A 20,960-nucleotide genomic window follows, 5' to 3' on the forward strand; every position below is an offset into this window, starting at 1 on the left:
GCTTTTATTGGGGTAGATTTTTTACTTTTTCCGCACATTGAATACTTGCCACGCTCACTGCTTGGGGCTTTTACTTTCTTTGAATCAACAGAATTGAGATCAGTTACAGATAACGCAATTGCCTCTATCAGCCTTGACCTCCCGTTGACAGTCAGCGCGTGGTCGGATAAGATTGATACACGGGAGCGTGGAATGCATTGTCCGCGGTCCCTGGTTGCAAATATGGCTGTTATCACACTCTCCAACATAAAAAAATCCTACGGCACTCGTGATCTCTTCGAGGATGTCTCGTTTTTTGTGAACGAGCGTGAGCGCACGGCTCTTATCGGAGCCAACGGCACCGGCAAGACGACACTGCTCAAGATAATCTGCGACGAGGAGTCCGCAGACTCCGGTAATGTGAACAAAGAACCCGGAATCACAATTGGATACCTGCCGCAGGAGGTCGATCTGCCGGAGGGGTCCGAGATGCTGCCCGCCGTGGTAGGGGTGACGCCGGATATTTTTGAATGCGCATGCGTACTTGCCGATCTGGATCGAAAGATGAAACAGGTGACAGACGAGCAGGCTCATAAACTCGGCAGCCGCTATGCCGAGGTCAGCCATCGATTCGATGGCCTGCACGGCTTCGATTATCAGGTTCAGGCAAGAGCGATCCTGCTTGGGCTGGGTTTCGAGGAGTTGGATTTCACAAAGAAAGTGCGGACCTTGAGCGGTGGACAGAAGACCAGAGCCGCCCTTGCAAGGCTCCTGCTTCTATCGCCGGATGTGCTGCTGCTGGACGAGCCGACCAACCATCTCGACATACAGGCCTGCGAATGGCTGCAGGACTACCTTCAGGACAGATACAACGGTGCCGCGCTTATTGTCAGCCATGACCGCTACTTTATGGACAAGGTTGTCAGCAAAGTTTTTGACCTCGATGGCGGCACGGTCTCGACTTACAAAGGTAATTATAAGGAATACGCCCGGCAAAAAGAAGCTAAAGTCGAAGAGCTGCGCAGGCTCTATAAAGAACAGCAGAAGGAAATAACGCGGATTGAAGCGGCAATCCAGACGCTTTTTTCAGACCGAAAGTTCAGCAGGCGCGACTCTAAGATCAAACAGCTCGAACGGATCAAGCGAGTTCAGACAGTGCGCGACCAGCAGACCGTCAAAGTCCGTTTTGCATCAGCGGTGCGCAGTGGGCGCGAGGTTCTAAGGTTTGCCAAGCTGACCAAGGGCTACCCCGGCAGGCAGCTTTTTACAAATATCGACTACGTAGCCGAGCGCGGGCGAAAGATAGGAATTGTCGGCCCGAACGGCAGCGGCAAAACTACCCTGCTTAAGATAATCGCCGAGAGGGAGACAGCCGATTCGGGTGAGGTCATTTTCGGCCATAACGTAGAGCCGGTCTACTTTGCGCAGGAGTTCGACCATCTGGTCCCCACCCGCACAGTATTGGAGGAGCTTCTCGCCGACTCCGGCATCAGCGCCGTGCAGGCACGCGATCTGTTGGCAAAGTTCCTGTTTATGGGCGATGACGCATTCAAGAGAGTTGAAGTGCTCTCGGGCGGCGAGATGTGCAGGCTGGCTCTTGCAAAGGTCCTTGCTGGCAGGCCTAACCTGCTTTTGCTGGATGAACCTACCAACCATCTGGACATAGCCTCTCGCGAGGCTCTGGAGAATGCGCTCCGCTCATACGACGGCACGGTCATAGCAGCATCTCACGACCGCTATCTGCTCGATGCCATAGCCGACGAGATCATAGAGATAAAGGACGGCGGGTTTTCTACTTATCTGGGCAACTACTCAAACTATCGCGAGAAAGTGCGCCAATCATCCGCCGCTGTGATTGAATCTAAACCTGAGCCTAAGAAAGAACGCGTAGTATCATCACTGCGTGAGATGGAGCGTAGAAAACGCGAGCTTGCAAAAAAGCAGGCCGAGCTTGAGAGCAAAATCCATACTGTCGAAGAGAGAATGCGCGAAATAACAGAAGCGCTCGGCAGTGAAGAGACATATCGCAACGGCTCCGCCAGAGACCTGTCGGTGGAATACGACAGTCTTTCGGAACAGCTATCTACCCTCTACACAGATTGGGAACGTGTTATATCCGAGGTCGCAAAATATGAGTAGGGGTGAAGCATTTGCCGCTTGCGTTTGGATAGTCTTGCATATCTCGTCGCAAATGCTTCACCCTTAGCATATGTGTTCAGTCGAAGCATTTGCACAGCTTGCTTGTCACCTCGCTTGTTGGTAGAATGTCACATCACTATTTTAGAGGGAACACAATGGATATAAAGGAAGCGCTCTATACTCGACGTTCTATCCGTGCGTATCAGGACAAGCCTGTGGACCGTACCACTATCGAGCAGTTGATCGATGTGGCGATCCAGGCTCCCAGTGCGATGAACACGCAGCCGTGCGCGTTTGCCGTTATTCAGGACAAAGATATACTCGCCAACCTGTCGGAGAAGGTCAAAGCGTATCTGCTGAGTGTCCTTGATAAAATGCCGGCGCTAGAGAGATATCGCGAGGCTATGCAGAGCCCTGATTATAATGTGTTCTATAACGCTCCTGCTCTGATCATAATCTGCGCGAAGCCCAATATCAGCCCTGCCGCTGAGGTCGACTGCACTCTTGCAGCGGAAAATCTGATGCTGATGGCGCGAGGAATGGGCCTGGGAAGCTGCTGGATAGGTTTTGCTGCAATGTATCTGAGCAGTCCTGATGCAAAAACCGCGCTGGGCATACCGGCAGACTACACCGTGATCGCGCCTATAATAGTGGGACACCCTGCAATCGAATTCTTTGAGATGGAAAAGAACCCGCCCGAGATGATTTTCTGGAAATAGTGTGGCTATTTTCCTGATGGAGTGGTGTACTTTCTCATCACACGCGACAGGATCAGCCCGATAATAAACGGCGAGAGCAGGCACGCGCTGCGTATCGAGACGGCATTGACAAAATCCGTAAACTCCCAGTCGAAGTCGGATATCAGTCGTGAGGTGGGCACGTAAAAAATCGTTGCAGCGAGGACAAGCAGGGTATATATCTTGGCGCGCAGGGTATAGTTTGGATCGCGCCACCCGACTCCGGCAAAGAGCGCCGCGGTGGCAAAGAGCAGATAGATGCCGCCCAACACTATCCAGGACGAGTATTTCGGCAGCGCGAGCGTGAGCACGATCGTGGGAACAGCAAAAACAAGAATTATTGCCAGCACTTGAACCATCAGCACGACAGCGCTATCGTCGCGATCTTTAATATCACGAGACATACTCGGTCCTCCCACTGTTATTATATTGACATTATACGTAAGATTCTGTCTTTGTCAATTTAGGGTATCACATCTGGGTGTATGTCAAATCCACAGAAATAGTAAAAGCTAAGAGCCGACAGGTACGACTGTCCGGCGGCTTCGGCAGCGAGGTCTGTCAAGATCATAATAATAATCTATATAGAGCGCTAATGAGTCCGGACTCTCAACTCTCCACTCTCCGCTCTCGACAATTTTGGGAGAATTATATGGCAAACTGGTTTGAAGACAATTCATACAGCATCGGGCGAACGCCTCTTATAAGGATCAACCACATCACAAGAAGCGCAAAGGCGACTGTCCTGGCAAAGATAGAGGGCAGAAACCCCGCATATTCGGTGAAGTGCAGAGTCGGCGCATCGATGATATGGGCGGCTGAAATGGACGGCTCTCTCAAGCACGGCAAGGTAATTGTGGAGCCGACCAGCGGCAACACCGGCATCGCGCTCGCATTCGTTGGCGCGGCGAGGGGATATCCGGTTATCCTCACCATGCCCGAGACGATGAGTATTGAGCGGCGCAAAGTTCTGATGGCTTTAGGCGCTAAGATCGAGCTTACGGATGGAGCGCTGGGAATGAAAGGTTCGATTGATCGAGCTGAGCAGATGGTCGCCTCCGACCCGGACAAGTTTTTTATGCCTCAGCAGTTCAAAAACCCAGCAAACCCGCAGATTCATGAGGAGACCACCGGCCCCGAGATTTGGGACGACACCGACGGCAATGTGGACGTCGTGATCGCAGGGGTAGGCACTGGGGGCACCATAACGGGAATCTCACGGTTCTTCAAGTGCGTCAAGGGCAAACAGATCACCTCAATCGCCGTAGAGCCTGCCGAGTCACCGGTGCTTACTCAGACAATTATGGATCAGCCGATCAAGCCGGGTCCGCACAAAATTCAGGGAATAGGCGCGGGTTTTGTGCCTGAAGTTTTGGACCTCTCAATAATCGACAGGGTAGAGACAGTTGAAAGCGACGAAGCCATAGAGTATGCGCGCAGACTCCCGCGCGAAGAAGGCATCCTGGTCGGCATATCATGCGGGGCGGCAATGGCTGTAGCGGACCGCATCGCGCGCACCGACGAGTTCGAGGGCAAGAATATAGTCGTTATCCTGCCGGACGCTGCGGAGCGTTATATGAGCACTACTCTTTTTGAGGGCGTAGAGAAGAACGGCGTTATATAAGATGTGATATAATACGTATGGTTGCTAATGTAGTGCGACCGTATGGAGGCTTCTATGGTCAGAATCTATGTGGCTGCAGCAATTGCTGTAATTATGACTTGTGTAGGTGTGAGAGCTCATTCTGATGTGTTTAATATGCCTAATGGACTTACAAGCCTAGAAATGGTCTTGGTTGGAGATTCGGGCAATGCACCAGATGTACGCAATGGCCACGGCGCTGTTAATTATACTTACAGAATGGGCAAATTTGAGATTACTGCAGGGCAATACACAGATTTCCTAAATGCCAAAGCGGTATCTGATCCATATGGGCTTTATAACACCGACATGGCCAAAGTGAATGTGTATGGTTGCAATATCTGTCGCTCCGGCGATTCAGGCAGTTATACTTATAGCATTGATTCGGATTGGGCTAATAGGCCGGTCAACTATGTAAGTTATTGGGATGCGTGCAGATTCGTCAACTGGTTAAATAACGGCCAAGGAAGTGGCGATACCGAAACAGGTGCATACACCTTGAATGGATATAACGGCAATGACGGCCGCACAATTGCAAGAAATTCTGAAGCGAAATGGTTTCTTCCCACTCAAGATGAATGGTACAAAGCAGCTTACTATAAAGGAAATGGTAATGATGCTGGATACTGGAGCTATCCGACTCAGAGCGACTCAGCACCCAGCAACCAATTAGTGACTCCAGACGACGGTAACAATGCTAATTTTAGTATCATAGATAGTGATGGATATCACGACGCGATCGGTTATCCTTATTATCGAACGAACGTCGGCGAATTCGAAAACTCTGCAAGTGCGTATGGGACATTTGATCAAGGCGGTAATGTTTGGGAATACAACGAAGCTCTTATAATTTCCGACAACATTGCTTTTCGCTCCAATTGCGGTGGTTCATTTCTATATTCTTCCTCTGCACTTAATGCTATGGACGGCAGTTATAGCCTCTCCCCGAACGAAGAAATACTTGAATGTGGATTCCGTGTTGTTGAAGCAGTACCTGAACCGCCGACAGTTATTTCAATTGTCGTAGGACTTGGACTATTTGTTTTTTGGGGATTTCGAAGACTCATTCAGAAACACACAAGGCCGGCATCCATTTGACCCGGATAAGTTCAGACTGAGTCAAGCAATTATGAAGCCATTTTGGGTCAGGTTTTTTAAATTCTGACCCATTAAGTCTGCATACTATGCGCTCAAAACCATCTCTTGTGGCTTGCCGAGCAGATTAAGCGCTTCGGAGACCGTTTGGGCGGTTGGGACCATCTTATCCAGCTTCAGCAAGTTGAACGCGCGTTCCACCGATGGCGGCAGACCCACAACCACAACGGACTTTCCTGCCGACTCTGCATGCCTGAACTGCCTGACTATCCACCTGTAGCCGGGGGTCTCGACATATTTGGATCGGCTGAGGTCGAGCACAAGGTTCTTGGATTCGATCATGGGTGAGTTGACAAGCCGGGCGAGGGCTTCGGTAGTTCCCTCATCGCATGCTCCTTCGGGCCGGACGACCGCGTAGCCGTCGGAGATTCTGTAGTGAATTTCATGACCGGTAATGCGTGCTGTAGGCATGTTTTTCCTTCCTGCCGCGCCTGCGAGGTTAGCTGACGGGCTGGGGTAGGAAGCACCCCTTCCAATAATGCTGGAATTAGCCCCACTAATCGGTTCCCCCGCGCTCTTGCCGAGAGCTTCGGCGCCTGTAATCTATATTCCATATAATATACGCCAAATATGCCGGGCTTGTTCCTTGACATGCAGGCATGCCTATTATCGGTCGCTTATGCAAAGAGGATGACGGTCTGATGGCGTAGAAACTTAAATGAGTATAGTGATTTTCTGCACGGAGGTGCATTCATTGAGCAAGTTCGATTATCCATTACTTCTTGAGCCTATATCCGTACCCAGACCGTGGGGCGGCGGACGCGTAAGCAAGTTATATGATCGCGAAGCCTTAAAATCCGACCAGCCCATGGGCGAAGCCTGGGATGTGAGCACATGGCCGCGTGATCCCGGCAATCCAGACCTGGCGACTGTTACGAAAATCACCAACGGCCCTCTTGCAGGCACCCCTCTCGATAAGATCGTAAACGTGCCGGTGGTCGTAAAGCTCCTCGATTCAGCCGAGAAGCTATCCGTCCAGGCGCATCCGGTGTCGGAAAACGCGCACAAAGACGAGATGTGGTATATCCTCTACGCAGAGCCTGATGCATACCTCTTCTGCGGGTTCAAAGAGGGCGTGGATAAAAAGGCCTTCTGCAACCTCATTCACTCCGACAATCCAAGCGAAGAGCAGGTCCTTTCGATGCTCTACCGTGCGGACAACATCAAACCGGGGATGTATTTCAACGTCCCGACCGGCACGATCCACGCAGTCGGACCCGGCATTGTCGCATTTGAAGTTAGTGAGCAGACTCAGGTGACGTATCGCCTGTTCGACTATAACCGTGGCCGCGCACTGCACCTCGACGACGGCTGTAAAGCCATCACTACTGCCCACCCGGACTATCCCGTCCTCGACGCCGGGCTTGAAATAGACGGAACAGCAAAAGTCGAAACACTTACCGAGTTCCCGACCTTCTGCGTAGTAAAGGCTACAGGAGGCAAGGTGACTGTCAAATCATCGAAGCACATGCATCTTGTCACAGCCACTATGGGAGACTGCAAACTCACCGGCCCGAACGATAACTGGAACATCACTCTCAAGCATTCGTTCACATGCCTGGTCCCGGCTGTCTCTGAGCCTTATACGATAGATACCTGCGGCAGTGGAGAAGTCCTGTTTACGCCTCTCAAGGATTAAGACCCCGTTCTAACCTCGGTGGCGATTGCCAAATCGCACCGAGGTCTTATGTTTGCTGGGTTACAGACATCGAATATCAGGAGGAGTATTATGACTCGATCCGATCGTGTGTGTGGAATTCTCGCGGCAGTATTAATGGTAGTTTATGGCAGCGCTTGGTGTTATTTTTTCAGAGGGCCATGGACGGTCGAAACGCTGGTAGAGCTGTTTATGCCGGTCCTTATCGGCGTTGTCGGCATTCTTTTTCTTCTCAAAATCTTTACCTGGCAGCCTGGCGATCCGGCTCCGATTGGCCTTGGCAGATATACGGACCTTTATTGGCGGGCGTGGAAAAGCTTCTGGGGTCAAAGATGGCTGAATGGCCTTTTCGGAATAGTCGCCCTGATCAACGTGTTAAGCGCAGTTCTCATGTCTGCGTTGACCCTGATAATGTGGCATCCTATGCTGCAGAGTTCCGCTCAGCAGCCGTTGAGTAACATGCCAAATTACTTTCTTGTTATGGCAGTTTCTGCATTTAAGTCGTCAGGGCGCAACATTTTGAATTCCTTTGTTCCTAAAGCAGGACTTTCAATAGCATCGGTGGGTGGGGTCATAATCGGGCTGATTGTCCTTGTCGCGATTATCTGGCTGTACAAGCGAATCAAATCAACACAATCCCTGCCTGGAACAGCCTATTTGAGAACAGCACTTCCCATAATTGCGATTGCTACGGTCTCGTATCTCGCGCTGGACTCCGCGGATATGTATAAATCTTGGATACAAGCCACCGAAATGTCTCGACAAGCAAGCGCAGCTAATGCCCATATCAACGCTCAGACAACATCTAAGTCTGTAAAGACATTCAAAGGTAAACGCATTGTCACTCAAGTAGTCCACGCCGAAATGCCGTTGACACATGCGGGGCTTTTAGGCATAGTCGTGTTGGCATCCGTCAACGGTTTCCTGGTCGGCGGATTAATCATGGGTCTCAAGAGGCAAACGGATATAAGAGCCCATTTTCTTTCTGACTGCATTGCTCAATTTCCTAGTATGCTGCTGCTGTTTCTGATATATGGCCTGCTTACATTCACACCTTATTTACTTTACCGTCTGGACAGTGCGGGCGGCCTGATACAGTTCATACTGACAATATTGACTGTAATTGCGTTTTCATTCGCGCCTTTTCGCATAGCCGACAAGTCGGAGCGGTTTTCCGAGTCCGCAGCGGGCAGCCTGCGAATATGGAGGAGGGATTGGAAACAACTGATCCCATTTATTGCGCTGGGATACATGATCTTTGCAATCGTGCGTTTTGCTGAGAATTTTCTGTGGTATGCAGTCGTTACCAACAAAGGGTCATATCTTCAACTACCTGTGTACGCAATATTTGCGATGGTGGGTGTGCTCTGCCAGGCCATTGCGCTGATGGCTTTGTGGGAATTCTATTCGTCCAATTATTGTGAAAATTCCGCATTCGAGCGTCATGCAAATTGATAGTGCCTTATCTTATACCTCCAGGTATCCTTACCTGGAGGTATAAGACAGCCATATTTGCATTGTGAGAGGACTCGAATGCGCAGAACCTTATTCATAGTCCCGATTCTATTGGCAACTGCAACTGTTTTCGCTTTTGCAGAGGGTAAAACGGCTGTAGACCCAAACATGCTTACTCAAAAGCAGACGATCCAGCCTGTAAGAGACCCGCGTCTCGACCAAAAGATCACCTATAAGGCCAAACTCAGACCTATCACCGACATCGCTGATGATTTGACAAACGAGACCGGCATCACCTTTTACGCAGGTCACAACTTATCGGACTGGCGCGTCCGCGAAGACTGCACTACAGTGATGGCCGCCGATATCCCCCTTTCCACTCTGATGGACTCAATCGCTCACACACTGCACTTCAAGTGGGTCAGGGGCGGCAAGTCTCCAAACTGGACATATCGACTGATAGAAGACCCAGCCGCCATCGCCGGAGTGAATAAGCGTGTGGCTGAGCTTAAAGAGATAGATGCGAAGAAGCGCAAAGCAGCCTGGGATAAGTTTATGAGCATACCTTCCATGTCTGAGCAGGAGCTTGCAAAACTCAAAGAAGATGACCCCAAGCACTATCTCTTGTTAAAAGCTGGTGTGCTCAGTCCGCTTATCGATTTTCTCAAGCAGACTCCCTCGGTTGCGGAGGCCTGGCTTGCCGGTGATGAGCTTAAGCTATCTTCTTCCTGGCTCTCGACGGGTTCAAGGAACGCATTGGCGAATTCCATGCTGGCTTATCTTAAACTGCATTCTCAAATACTTGTGGATGATGGCGAGAGCAAAGACAGAGAGAACTCGCGGCTTGATAAACTGAATCAAGAAGGAGCACCAATAAAGGTTGATTTATACAAAAGCAACACGCCATCTGATATTCCATGGTTGAATATTGCTGTAGGTGATGATTATGTTTACTTGCCTTTACATATTCTGGACTCCGAGTCAAGCAGACTGCGTGAAAAAGCATTTCTGCAGGCTTACGAAAACAGGTGTACATTCTGGGACATCTATGATCAGGTGATAGATCAGATCGTTGCTGCCAGAGAGAAAGAAGCCCTCAATAGCCCCAAGGTTTGTATCGACTCCTATACCCAGGAGCCTATTATCGAACACTCTGACGACCCTGCTATCGATGTGCCGCTCAAAGAAAAAGTCGCATCAAAGACAATCACCGGTATGGTGGCTGCTCTGGCCGATAATTCAGGTTTCGCGATAGTCACGGACAACTTCCGTGGCAAAACCAATCTGGCCTTCGATAAGGATTCAAAACTCCGCAGTGCACTCGAAACCATTTCTATGAAAAGTTACTATTACAACTGGAACAGAAATGATAACGTAATCGAGCTGTGGGACGTGCACTGGTATGACATACGCGAAGGCCGCATCGCCAACGCCCTGCGCGAGCGGCTCCGCAAAAAATTCCAAGATACCGGCACTCTCGATATAGATGATCTAGCAGAAGTTGCCTCTCTTAACGACGAGCAGATCCGTCGAAGCATAACGAATGATGATATTCTCAGGTTCGCAGTGGATACTATGTGGAAGCAGCGCGAGTATCTTAAGATATACGCCTCCTTTGCTGCCGCTCAGCGCTCTATGCTCTTTTCAGATGCAGGCCTGGCATACGGCAGCCTTAACCCCGGTCAGCAGCAGTCAATTGCAAAGCTGATGATGGGTATAAGCTCGCCACTTCTCGTAAATCTTGATATTGCATCATCCGGAGCCAGGATCACGTGCACAAAGCAGACAAACGGAAAACGGTTCATCTACACGTTCAAAGCATGCACCAACTTCGGGGATATCCCTGGTGAATATCACCTGCGCACACCTGTATATGTCGATCCGAAACACAGAGACGAAAAGAAGCCGTGATTGCATAACCTCTTACTTCTTACATCTAATCTGACTTGCTACCACATTCGCCGATAGGTTATAATTAATGTAGATTTTTTGGAGGTAGCCGGTGCGCGCGGAGATTGTGTCGGTAGGCACGGAATTATTGCTTGGGCAGATCGTGGACACGAATGCCCCATATCTATCCAAACTCTTGCCCGAGTTGGGGATAACTCTGCACCACAGGGCCACCGTCGGCGATAACGAATCCAGATTGATCGAAGTGTTGGAGCAGGCGCTGTCTCGTTCGGATATAGTCTTTACTATAGGCGGGCTTGGCCCGACTCAGGACGATATAACAAAAGAGACAGTGGCGAAGGTAGTCGGTGATAAGATGGTCATCGACGAAGAGTCCGAGCGCAGTATCCGTAATTTCTTTGCTACGCGCGGAATCGAGATGCCCCAGTCCAATATAAAGCAGGCCATGGGCCCGACTCGCGGCAGGATCATGCCCAACCCAATGGGCACCGCTCCAGGCGCGATCTTTGAGACTGGGGACGGCAAGGTCGTGATAGTGCTGCCTGGGCCGCCAAGGGAGTTTATCCCAATGGTCAACGAGCGGGCGATCCCATACCTTCGCGAGCGCATTGGAAATCAATCTGGTATAATTAGATCAAGAATTCTGCGTGTTGCAGGTCTTGGCGAGTCAAGTGTTGAAGATAGAGTTAAGCACTTGTTGAAAAGCTCGAACCCTACCGTGGCTCCTTATGCAAGTCCGGGTGAGGTCCATTTGAGAGTGACTGCCGGCGCGGCTAATACAGCCGAGGCGGACGCTATGATCGACGAGATGGACCGCAAGATAACGGACGTGCTCGGGGAGTGCGTGTTCGGCAGGGATGATGAGACTTTGGAACAGGTGGTTGTGGATAGCCTGGTGCGGCGCGGCCTCACGCTTTCTTTGGCTGAAAGCTGCACAGGCGGGCTTGTTGCGAATAGAATAACGGATATACCTGGAAGCTCGGCGGCTTTTATGGTCGGTGTAGTGAGTTACGCCAACCAGGCAAAGATGGATTTTTTGGGAGTCGACGAGCAGTTGTTGATTAATTACGGAGCCGTCAGCGAGCAGGTTGCCCGCGCGATGGCTGAGGGCGTGAGGCGGCGTTCGGGAACGGATGTTGCCCTTTCTATCACCGGAATTGCCGGACCGAGCGGAGGAACGCCCGAAAAACCGGTGGGCCTGGTGTATATGGCCCTTGCAAGTGACATGGGAACTGCTGCCGAACGATATCAATTTGTCGGCAGCCGGATAAATATAAAGCTGAGCGCATCCCAGTTTGCGTTAAACATGCTGAGGCTGTTCTTGGCAGGAAATTCCTCTTAGCCCTCTTGGCTGAATGAGGATATTCCGGGACATTCCGAAAAAAAGAGACCATGAAGGTTATCCGCACATTCGTAGCAGTCTTGATGGACGATGCCATTAGGCGCAGGGTCGCCGAGGTCCAAAGTCAACTCAAGAAGCTCGCCCCGGACGTGAAATGGGTCGCGCCCGAAAACTTCCACATCACCATGAAGTTCCTTGGAAATGTCGATGAGGCCGTATTGCCGGATGTCATCTCCGCTGTCGAAGAGGGCGCACAGGGCTTTTCACCGTTCGACCTGGCCATATCATCAGTCGGGGCATTTCCGAACCCCGCAAGGGCAAGGGTGGTCTGGGTAGGCAGCGCTGACGGCCGCGAGAAGCTCGCCGAACTTGCGCGGTCGATAGACAAAAAGCTCGTCGAGATGGGTTTTGAAAAAGAAGACAAACCATTCAAGGCACATATAACAATCGGCAGAGTGAAGACAAGCAGGTTTTTAAGAGCGCTTGCCGAAGGAATTGGTAAAGTAGACGCCAACAACCTTGGCACGCAGCGGGTGTCGGGCGTGGCCGTAATGCGCAGCAACCTTGGACGTGAGGGTCCGACCTATACGCCCATTCAGGTTATTGATCTTTAGTTTGCTGGTCAGGATTTCCGAATACTGACCCGAACGAAGATTTTTATCACAAAAACACGAAGTGTCCCTTCGGACGCTGAGGTATCAGTCGGCGAAGGCCGACTTTGTGTAGTCGTTGCCGTGGTTTTAACCGCAGGGCAATTCAGTCTGCCGGTTAAGGAAGGAACTTACTTATGGACAAATCAAAAGCGCTGGATATGGCTATGGCGCAGATTGAAAAGCAGTTCGGACGCGGTTCCATCATCCGTCTGGGTGAAAAGCCGCGCTTTGATGTAAGTGTTATTTCCACCGGCGCGATTGCGCTTGATATGGCGCTCGGGGCCGGTGGAATCCCGCGCGGCAGGATCACTGAGATATACGGTCAGGAATCCTCCGGCAAGACGACCCTCGCCTATCACGTGATAGCCGAGGCTCAGAAAGCCGGCGGCACTGCCGCGTTTGTAGACGCAGAACACTCGGTTGACGCCGATTATGCGCGCCAACTCGGTGTGGATGTAGATGCGCTGCTGGTCTCGCAGCCCTCGACCGGTGAAGAGGCTCTGGAGATCATGGACGCGCTTATCAGAAGTGGGGCTGTTGATATAGTAGTGCTCGACTCAGTTGCCGCTCTGGTCCCAAAATCTGAGATCGAGGGCGATATGGGCGACTCGCATATGGGCCTGCAGGCCAGGCTCATGTCCCAGGCTCTGAGAAAAATCGGCGGATCGGTCTCCAAGTCGAACACTGCCGCGATCTTCATTAACCAGATCCGCGAGAAGATCGGGGTCATGTTCGGCAATCCCGAGACCACACCCGGAGGCCGCGCGCTCAAGTTCTGGTCCAGCGTCAGGCTCGAAGTCAGACGAATCGAGACGCTTAAAGTGAGCGGCGAGGCTGTGGGGAATCGTGTGAAGGTCAAGGTAGCCAAGAACAAAGTAGGGCCGCCTTTCAAGGATGCTGAGTTCGACATCATGTTCGGCAAAGGCATCTCCAAGAGCGGGAGTATTCTCGACCTGGCGACAGATATGGGCTTTGTGACCAAGACCGGCACGTGGTTCACTTGCGGCGAGACACGTCTTGGCCAGGGCAGAGAGAACGCAAAGGCCTATCTTGAGGACAATCCGGAACTCATGGCCGATCTCGAATCCCAGATTCGTAAAGCGAATGAAGATGATGAGGCCGAGCCTGAAAAAACGGAGACAGCGGCCGCCGAGTAGTGAGCAACTCACAACAATTAACTCGGAACTCATAACAATATAATGGGCAAAATCACGGCAATAGAGCCGCAAAAAAGACGCGGTTATAGAAGATCGATATTTGTGGACGGTGAGTTTCTCGTCGGCACTCATGAAGATATCATAGTCGCGCTCGGCCTTGGAGTCGGCCAGTCGTTTGATGATGATCGATTAGTCGAAATCCTTAAGGCTGAAGAGATAAGAAAGGCCCGGGAGAGCGCATTTAGGCTCCTGGGATATCGGGACAGATCAGTCTCGGAGATAAGAAAACGCCTTATCGGGAGCGATTTTCCCGAAGATACCGTAGAAGAAGTAATAAAACAACTATCCGGCTGCGGTCTGTTGAACGATGAGAAGTTCAGTCGGGGCTGGGTAAACTCGCGAACGGCTGCAAAGCCGATGGGCAGGACCAGACTTGCGTGGGAACTGCGGTCAAAGGGCATTGACGCATCGACCGTAGAGGAAGCGCTTGATAGTCTGGACGAAGACGCCGAGTTTCAACTGGCGCTTTCGGTCGCCCAAAAGAAGATCGGCAAGTCCGATGGTTTCGATCCTGATTCAAAGAAGAGGCTGGGCTCCTTTCTTGCCAGAAGAGGGTTCGGCTGGGAAGTTATAAACAGAGTATTTGAAGAGCTTTTACACGAATAGTTCGAGAGGAAGAGTCGAGGATATTATCCTTCCCCAAACGGGGAGTTATTACTGGTCAGATAATAATTCGCTCAACCTCACATCCCATCAATTCGAGGAGGTGAGGGCGTTATGACAAGCTGGGTAATCGCGGTTGTCGGCGGACTGGTAATCGGCGCCGCGGCATTTGGTATAGCCTATTTCGGGTATATACGTCAACTTCAGATGAACGTAAAGTCCGAGAGATCGGAACTTGCGGGACGAGAAGAAGAACTCAAAAAGGAAATCGAAGCCAAACGAAAAGAGATTCTCCTTGAGGCCAAGGAAGAGGCGTTCAAGGTACGCGCCGAGATCGAAAAGGAGAATAAGGACAAACGGGCTGATATTCAGAGGTTAGAGCGAAGACTGACCCAGAAAGAAGAGACACTGGAGCGCAGGCTTGAAAACCTCGATCGAAAAGAAAGAGACATTCAGCAGAAAGAGTCTGATGCGCAGGCCAAGTTTGAAGAGGGCGAGGCCATGGTTGCGCAGCAGAGGGGCGAACTGGAAAAGATATCCAGAATGTCCGCCGATGAGGCCAAAGAGCAACTGATGCGTCAGATCGATCGAGAGATGGAGCGTGAAACTGCGCGCGTTATCAGACAAGCCGAAGAACAGGCAAAAGAAGAAGCTGACCGCAAGGCGAGAGACATCATCACACTTGCCGTACAGCGCTGTGCTGTGGACCAGGCTACGGAGACCACGGTCTCGGTGGTTCCTCTCCCCAGCGATGACATGAAAGGCCGGATAATTGGTCGCGAAGGCCGTAATATTCGCGCATTCGAGACACTTACGGGAGTCGATCTTATTATAGACGACACACCTGAAGCCGTAGTAATATCGGGCTTTGACCCGGTTCGGCGCGAGGTTGCCCGCGTGGCGCTTTCAAACCTGATCCTTGATGGTCGGATTCACCCCGGCCGCATCGAGGAGATGATCAACAAGGCGCAGATCGAGGCTGAGGCCAAGATGAAAGAAGCCGCCGACCAGGCCGTTTTTGAGACAGGCGTTACGGGTCTCGATCCCGAACTGGTCAAACTTCTGGGCCGACTGCGGTTCAGAACGAGTTACGGCCAGAATGTGCTTCAGCACAGCGTGGAAGTGTGTCACCTTGCCGGGGCGATTGCCTCGGAACTGCAGGTTAACGTGCCGCTGGCCAAGCGCGCAGGGCTTTTACATGATATCGGCAAGGCTGTCGACTTTGAGGTCGAGGGCTCTCATGCAATCATCTCGATGGACCTGCTGAAGCGCTACGGCGAGCCGCCTGAAGTCTGCCATGCTGTAGGCGCGCATCACAATGATATCGAGCCGCATTCAGTCGAGGCAGTGCTGGTTTTGGTAGCGGACGCGATATCAGCAGCAAGGCCGGGCGCTCGACGCGAGACACTGGAAACCTACGTCAAGCGACTCCAGAAGCTCGAGACCATAGCCGACTCGTTTGCCGGTGTCGAGAAGACCTACGCCGTCCAGGCCGGCCGCGAAATTCGGGTCATGGTCAGGCCCACCGAGGTTGATGATGACTCAGCGGTGAAACTTGCCTACGATACCGCGCGGCGCATAGAAGAGGAAATGGAGTATCCGGGCCAGATCCAGGTCACGGTGATCCGCGAGACCCGTGCCGTAGAGTATGCGAAGTAGGTAACAGGTAATAGGCAACAGCAAAACCTGATCGGGCCGGATATCCGATCCAGCCCGAAACAGAATTTCGCGATTTGAAATCGCGGCATTTTCTTTGCGGTCGCGATCAGATATCGCGCCCGATCAGTTAGTAAACTACCGATCGGCGGGGGAATCTTTCCCCCGCCGCACATATAAGGGGATTCCATCCCCTACTCCGGCCTGCCGTGAAATACGTTTTATACCTCCAGGTATCCTACCTGGAGGTAATGCAAGATTCTGGTGACATATAGTTGAAATTGCTTTTTGTAGGTGATATAGTCGGAAATCCAGGGCGCAGGGCCGTAAATGATATGCTTTCAGCCTTGCGCTCGCGTCTTGATGTAAGCTTCGTGATTGCAAACGGTGAGAACGCAGCGGGCGGGTTTGGAATTACCAAACCTGTCGCTAAGGCAATCTTTGATGCAGGGGCGGATGTAATCACCATGGGCAATCACACCTGGTCCAAACGTGACAGTTGGGACTACATCGACGAAGAAAGACGCATACTGCGCCCCGCCAACTACGGGCCCGGCACCCCCGGTCGAGGCTACGGCACTTTCAAGACACAGGACGGACATTCCGTCAGTGTGATCAACCTGATGGGCAGGACATTTATGGCTCCGCTGGACTGCCCCTTCCGCACAGCAGACACGATCCTGACTGAGCTTGGCGAAAATGCCGGTATGGTCATTGCAGACATGCATGCCGAAGCCACATCTGAGAAAGCAGCGCTTGGTTATTATCTCGACGGCAGGGTCAGCGCTATAGTCGGAACACACACGCACGTACAGACGTCTGATGAAAGGGTGCTGCCGGGCGGGAGCGCATATATAACCGATGCTGGAATGACAGGCATAGTCGAGTCCGTGCTCGGATTGGACGCGCAGGAGGCCATCAGGAGGTTTCTCACACAGATGCCCGGCAAGATAAAGCCTGCGGAAGGCGAGCCGGCGCTCCAAGGCATCCTGATCGACGTTGATCCTGTCACATCCCATGCGACAAGCATCCGCCGGATCAACGTCCGCTCCGCTGAGGAATTTGAGTTTTGAGTTGAATGAGCCACATTCCCTAACTCAGAGATCAGAGTTCAAAATTCAAAATTGACACTGCGGTCGGCTCCCGGTAGAATTAAAGCTGGAGGATATGAAGTAATGCGGTTTTCTCGTTTGATTATATTGATTGCGATTGCCGTTATGGCTGTCGCCGCGAATGCCCAGACAAAAGACGAAGCCTATATATATAAGGGCGCGCCAATCAGCCAAGACGGCATAACGGTCGGTTCATGGGGAAGCGGCAAAGCAACCGAGTCCACAAAGGTGATCCTGACAGGCAGTGACGCTATTGAGATCACTTCTCAGGGCTATTATGCAGGCGGCAGAGTGGAGTTCACTAAACCGGTGACATTGTTTACCGGAACGCCCGAGGCGTCTCGATACCTAGTATTCACATTTTATTTTGGTGATGTCAAAACGGTCGATCCCGCTGCAGGTACGGGCTATTCTTTTGACGTAGAACCATATACCGTGCCGAAAGTGAGCAAGATAAGGTTTGTCTTCACATCCGACAGTGGTTCAAGTATCTCAGTTGAAGAACCAACAGGCACCTTGGACCCCGATGACCAATGGGTCCGAATTGCCGTTCCTCTGGCAAAGTTCAAGGCAGGCGGCTTTAGTCTCAAGAAGGTGCTTATATTTTCTGATATACCGAACACTTTCTATCTCGGTGAGATCAAGCTGATCACCGATAACACGCCTATAACAGTTGAACCAATAGGAAGCCAGACGGTTGCTGTTTACGACCATGTTTTTCTTACGGCAAATGCCGAGGGCGGAGTCAGCACGTTGAAGTATTCATGGGACTTCGACAGCAGCAACGGTATACAGGAGGAGCAGGCGGGCAAGGTTGCACACTATGTCTTCACACGCGGCGGTGATTTCACTGTTACGCTTACCGTCAGTGACGTGGATGGATTGAAAAAGCAGGCGCAGACATCGGAAGTTATTTCCGTAATCGGCGACTAGCTTCATCGGAGGCAAATTGCTTACTACAATCGCGGGTCTTGCGATCTCACTGCGGCCCAAGCAGTGGACAAAAAACCTGCTTGTGTTTGCCGGATATCTTTTTACCATCGAACAAGGGCATTCGCCGAGTGCTCTGCTTAGAGTGGTGGCCGCATTTGGGTTGTTCTGCGCTGTATCTGGCGCGGGATATATTCTAAATGACGCCTGTGATGTCGAGTGCGATCGCAAACACCCTCGCAAATGCCGCCGTCCTATTGCAGCCGGACAGGTGCCGATAGGCGCAGCGGTCGTATTCGGCGTGCTTGTGCTTATTGGAGGGCTTGCCGCCTCATATGCATTGGCAACCTCGTTCGGATTGATGGTCACAGTTTACTTTCTGCTGACAACAGCCTATTCGATTTATCTTAAGCATGTGGTCATAGTGGATTTGCTCACGATAGCCGGTGGGTTCGTGCTGCGCGCTGCCGCCGGAGCAGTGGTGATCCATGTGGCGATCTCGCCTTGGCTTTTGGTCTGCACGACTCTTCTGGCGCTGTTTTTGGGGCTTGCCAAGCGCAGAGGCGAAATAGCGACGCTGGAAAATGGAGGAGTTGATTACAGGCGCACGCTCGGACAGTATTCGACATCAATGCTCGATCAGATGCTGACTATATCGGCCTCGGCATCGCTGATGGCATACTTCCTCTACACATTTACACCCAACTACTACTCCGGTCAGCAGCATCCGGCAATGATGGTCACGGCCCCGTTTGTGGTCTACGGACTGTTTCGTTATTTGTTTCTTATCCACACCAAGAACGCGGGCGGTGCGCCTGAGCAGGTGCTTCTCGAAGATAAGCCTCTTCTCATTAACCTCGTGCTCTATATTATAGTGACTATAATAGCGCTCAAAGCATAAAAATGCCGGTCACCCGAAGATAACCGGCATTTCTACTAATTGGGGCGAGTAATGGGACTCGAACCCACGGCCTCCAGGGCCACAACCTGGCGCTCTAACCAACTGAGCTACACCCGCCATATGGTGCCCCCTGGGTGAATCGAACACCCGACCCACTGCTTAGAAGGCAGTTGCTCTATCCCCTGAGCTAAGGGGGCAAAGTCATAACCGACCTCCAAATTATAACATGAAAGCCTCTCTGTCCGCAATATCAGGACTGCTGTCGTGACCAAAACACTTATTTGGTAGTCGCTTTTGTCTGCGAACCTGTTGCAGGCTGAGTGGTGCTCTCGCTTTTCTTATCCTGAGCTTTTGTAGTCTCAGGCTCGGGTTTGGCCGGTTCTTTATACTCAAGCATCTTTACTTGCCAGTTCAGCAGCTCATTACCTGTCTTGGCATTGAAAAGCCTGAATGTATATTTTGGTATCTTCTTCTCATCATCAGCAATGCTGCACCTGAATACTGCTGAAACGCCGTCCGACTTAAACCATGGTTCGGTATATATATTGCGCAGCAGAGCCCACTGGTCCGGCGAAAACGTCATGGTCGGCAGGCCCATATCGGAATACATTGCTTTCTTCTGTTCGGCGCTAAATGAAGCGTATAGCCTAAGTAACCATATCTGTGTCGAATGCGCCGAATCGAAAATCTCGGCTTTGTAAAAGCTCTCGTCCGTCTCGATATTCTCGAACAACTGAGCAGTAGTCAGCATCGCGATCTGCACATAGTCGTCGATAGACATATAGCCGCGCTTTTTGAGGTTAGCCTCCCATCTTTCGACCCATTCATCCGGGATCTGAGTCGTCCTCTTTTTGAACCACTCCTTACTGCTCATCTCTATAATATCGCCGTGCTTTTCCCAATTGTAACGATAGCCCTCGCATATGCTCTTCATTACATCTTTGAGTTCCATCTCGGTATTGCCGACCACTGCATATCCCTGTGTCATTTTGAAACTGTCGGAAACCACTGCCAACCCGCTCGCCTGAGCAACCGCCGCCTGAAAGTCCACAAGCCCAAGCCACTCTTTTTCTTCAGGCTTAACCACTATCCTATTGTGCAGATCGGGCTCATCGGGAATATCCGGCTGGGGTTCGGTCGGAAACGACTCCTCAAGCTTTTTGGACTCATCAATTGCAGCCATCTGCCATGCAGATTCGCTCTGTGCCCATGAATCCTTTAGCGGTATGTTCTTCTCACATGCTTGCAAATCCACCTGAGCACGGCATTGGTTCAACGGGCTGGAAGGGTCGCCCAGAAGAGGATCAAGCTGAAAAAAGATATCGTTAATATAAAGCCCTATACCGGCAAACTTCCTGTATTCATTGGCTTTCCAGCCCAACTCATCCGGCACAACATCCAGCAACATACCACCCGTAGTGAACGCCTTTTCATTATCTTCAGTAAAACCGTTGCCGTCACTGCTATACCCCTGAATCTTATATCTCTGCTTCACTGCATTCAAAACGAGCTGCTGCGTTTCAGGCGAGAGTTTTGAGATCGGGTAATAACCCATGTCATACTCTTTGTTAATAAACGATTCCCTAAGGTTCGGGATATCGTTAAACAAACCCTTCACAGCCGCACCTATGCCAAACTTGTGCAGCTTGGCCAAATATGGGTTATCCTCGTCATCATCGGCAATCTGGTCATCGTCCCAGTTATCGATCATATCCGCGAATGCCTGTCGGCGGCGTGTTATTTCCTCATCAAAATCTTTCTGAGCTTTACTCAGCTCGGCATTGGCAACAGCCAGAGTCTTCCTATCCATAAATAGCCGATATGTCCATGGGATCACATCTTTGTTAATACTCCACTTGAATTTCATAGTT

18 protein-coding genes, 2 tRNA genes and 1 riboswitch are annotated in these 20,960 nt (G+C 51.2%); of the genes, 15 read left to right on the top strand and 5 right to left on the bottom strand.

All coding sequences use genetic code 11. The annotated features are described in order from the left end of the window. Positions 1 to 192: 192 nt before the first annotated feature. Both ABFD83_05465 and ABFD83_05470 read left to right on the top strand, forming a co-directional pair. The gene (locus ABFD83_05465) at positions 193 to 2,118 is read left to right on the top strand and encodes an ABC-F family ATP-binding cassette domain-containing protein (protein ID MEN6356518.1); all 1,926 of its coding nucleotides are present in this window, start codon (positions 193 to 195) and stop codon (positions 2,116 to 2,118) included. Positions 2,119 to 2,273: 155 nt separating this feature from the next. Next, positions 2,274 to 2,837 (top strand): nitroreductase family protein, encoded by a 564-nt coding sequence (locus ABFD83_05470; protein ID MEN6356519.1) that lies wholly within the window; start codon positions 2,274 to 2,276, stop codon positions 2,835 to 2,837. A gap of 5 nt (positions 2,838 to 2,842) precedes the next feature. Here ABFD83_05470 and ABFD83_05475 read toward each other — a convergent pair whose 3' ends face one another. Next, positions 2,843 to 3,259 carry a hypothetical protein gene (locus ABFD83_05475; GenBank protein ID MEN6356520.1) on the bottom strand — a complete coding sequence of 139 codons (417 nt, stop codon included), beginning with the start codon at positions 3,257 to 3,259 and terminating at the stop codon, positions 2,843 to 2,845. 248 nt (positions 3,260 to 3,507) lie between these two features. Here ABFD83_05475 and cysK point away from each other — a divergent pair, with 248 nt between their 5' ends. Together cysK and ABFD83_05485 are read left to right on the top strand one after the other, a co-directional pair. Then, on the top strand, positions 3,508 to 4,479 hold the full coding sequence (gene cysK / locus ABFD83_05480; protein MEN6356521.1) for a cysteine synthase A: 972 nt from the start codon (positions 3,508 to 3,510) through the stop codon (positions 4,477 to 4,479). A gap of 54 nt (positions 4,480 to 4,533) precedes the next feature. After that, positions 4,534 to 5,595, top strand: a complete 1,062-nt coding sequence (locus tag ABFD83_05485; GenBank protein ID MEN6356522.1) for an SUMF1/EgtB/PvdO family nonheme iron enzyme — start codon at positions 4,534 to 4,536, stop codon at positions 5,593 to 5,595. 84 nt (positions 5,596 to 5,679) lie between these two features. Here the strand turns inward: ABFD83_05485 and ABFD83_05490 are convergent, their stop codons facing one another. Further along, positions 5,680 to 6,063, bottom strand: coding sequence for an STAS domain-containing protein (locus tag ABFD83_05490; protein MEN6356523.1), 384 nt, complete (start codon positions 6,061 to 6,063; stop codon positions 5,680 to 5,682). Between the two features lie 2 nt (positions 6,064 to 6,065). Continuing rightward, a riboswitch (cyclic di-AMP (ydaO/yuaA leader) is annotated at positions 6,066 to 6,197 on the bottom strand. A 149-nt stretch (positions 6,198 to 6,346) separates the two neighbouring features. Between ABFD83_05490 and ABFD83_05495 the strand changes: the two genes are divergently transcribed. The 11 genes from ABFD83_05495 (at position 6,347) to ABFD83_05545 (ending at position 19,089) form a co-directional block, all read left to right on the top strand. Next, entirely contained in the window at positions 6,347 to 7,291 is a 945-nt protein-coding gene (locus ABFD83_05495; protein MEN6356524.1) for a type I phosphomannose isomerase catalytic subunit, read from the top strand. A gap of 90 nt (positions 7,292 to 7,381) precedes the next feature. Further along, positions 7,382 to 8,764 (top strand): hypothetical protein, encoded by a 1,383-nt coding sequence (locus ABFD83_05500; GenBank protein ID MEN6356525.1) that lies wholly within the window; start codon positions 7,382 to 7,384, stop codon positions 8,762 to 8,764. Between the two features lie 78 nt (positions 8,765 to 8,842). Further along, the gene (locus ABFD83_05505; GenBank protein MEN6356526.1) at positions 8,843 to 10,675 is read left to right on the top strand and encodes a hypothetical protein; all 1,833 of its coding nucleotides are present in this window, start codon (positions 8,843 to 8,845) and stop codon (positions 10,673 to 10,675) included. Between the two features lie 91 nt (positions 10,676 to 10,766). Then, positions 10,767 to 12,017, top strand: a complete 1,251-nt coding sequence (locus tag ABFD83_05510) for a competence/damage-inducible protein A (protein MEN6356527.1) — start codon at positions 10,767 to 10,769, stop codon at positions 12,015 to 12,017. A gap of 50 nt (positions 12,018 to 12,067) precedes the next feature. Next, positions 12,068 to 12,631, top strand: coding sequence for an RNA 2',3'-cyclic phosphodiesterase (gene thpR, locus ABFD83_05515; GenBank protein ID MEN6356528.1), 564 nt, complete (start codon positions 12,068 to 12,070; stop codon positions 12,629 to 12,631). A 173-nt stretch (positions 12,632 to 12,804) separates the two neighbouring features. Further along, positions 12,805 to 13,827 carry a recombinase RecA gene (gene recA / locus ABFD83_05520; GenBank protein MEN6356529.1) on the top strand — a complete coding sequence of 341 codons (1,023 nt, stop codon included), beginning with the start codon at positions 12,805 to 12,807 and terminating at the stop codon, positions 13,825 to 13,827. 42 nt (positions 13,828 to 13,869) lie between these two features. Continuing rightward, positions 13,870 to 14,493: a regulatory protein RecX gene (locus ABFD83_05525; GenBank protein MEN6356530.1), complete on the top strand. Its 624-nt coding sequence runs from the start codon at positions 13,870 to 13,872 to the stop codon at positions 14,491 to 14,493. Between the two features lie 111 nt (positions 14,494 to 14,604). Next, complete coding sequence (gene rny / locus ABFD83_05530) at positions 14,605 to 16,149, top strand: ribonuclease Y (protein MEN6356531.1); 1,545 nt, start codon at positions 14,605 to 14,607, stop codon at positions 16,147 to 16,149. A 272-nt stretch (positions 16,150 to 16,421) separates the two neighbouring features. Beyond that, on the top strand, positions 16,422 to 17,219 hold the full coding sequence (locus ABFD83_05535; GenBank protein MEN6356532.1) for a TIGR00282 family metallophosphoesterase: 798 nt from the start codon (positions 16,422 to 16,424) through the stop codon (positions 17,217 to 17,219). Positions 17,220 to 17,321: 102 nt separating this feature from the next. After that, on the top strand, positions 17,322 to 18,191 hold the full coding sequence (locus tag ABFD83_05540; protein ID MEN6356533.1) for a PKD domain-containing protein: 870 nt from the start codon (positions 17,322 to 17,324) through the stop codon (positions 18,189 to 18,191). A 16-nt stretch (positions 18,192 to 18,207) separates the two neighbouring features. Further along, positions 18,208 to 19,089 carry a decaprenyl-phosphate phosphoribosyltransferase gene (locus ABFD83_05545; protein ID MEN6356534.1) on the top strand — a complete coding sequence of 294 codons (882 nt, stop codon included), beginning with the start codon at positions 18,208 to 18,210 and terminating at the stop codon, positions 19,087 to 19,089. Positions 19,090 to 19,129: 40 nt separating this feature from the next. Here ABFD83_05545 and ABFD83_05550 read toward each other — a convergent pair. The 3 genes from ABFD83_05550 to ABFD83_05560 form a co-directional block, all read right to left on the bottom strand. Continuing rightward, positions 19,130 to 19,206: transfer RNA gene (locus tag ABFD83_05550), tRNA-His, on the bottom strand. A 4-nt stretch (positions 19,207 to 19,210) separates the two neighbouring features. Further along, a tRNA-Arg gene (locus ABFD83_05555) sits at positions 19,211 to 19,286 on the bottom strand. A gap of 80 nt (positions 19,287 to 19,366) precedes the next feature. Then, positions 19,367 to 20,960, bottom strand: a 1,594-nt coding sequence (locus tag ABFD83_05560; GenBank protein MEN6356535.1) for a hypothetical protein, incomplete at its 5' end; no start/stop codon positions are given.

Source organism: Armatimonadota bacterium, from assembly GCA_039679645.1.
Taxonomy (GTDB): domain Bacteria; phylum Armatimonadota; class UBA5829; order UBA5829; family UBA5829; genus UBA5829.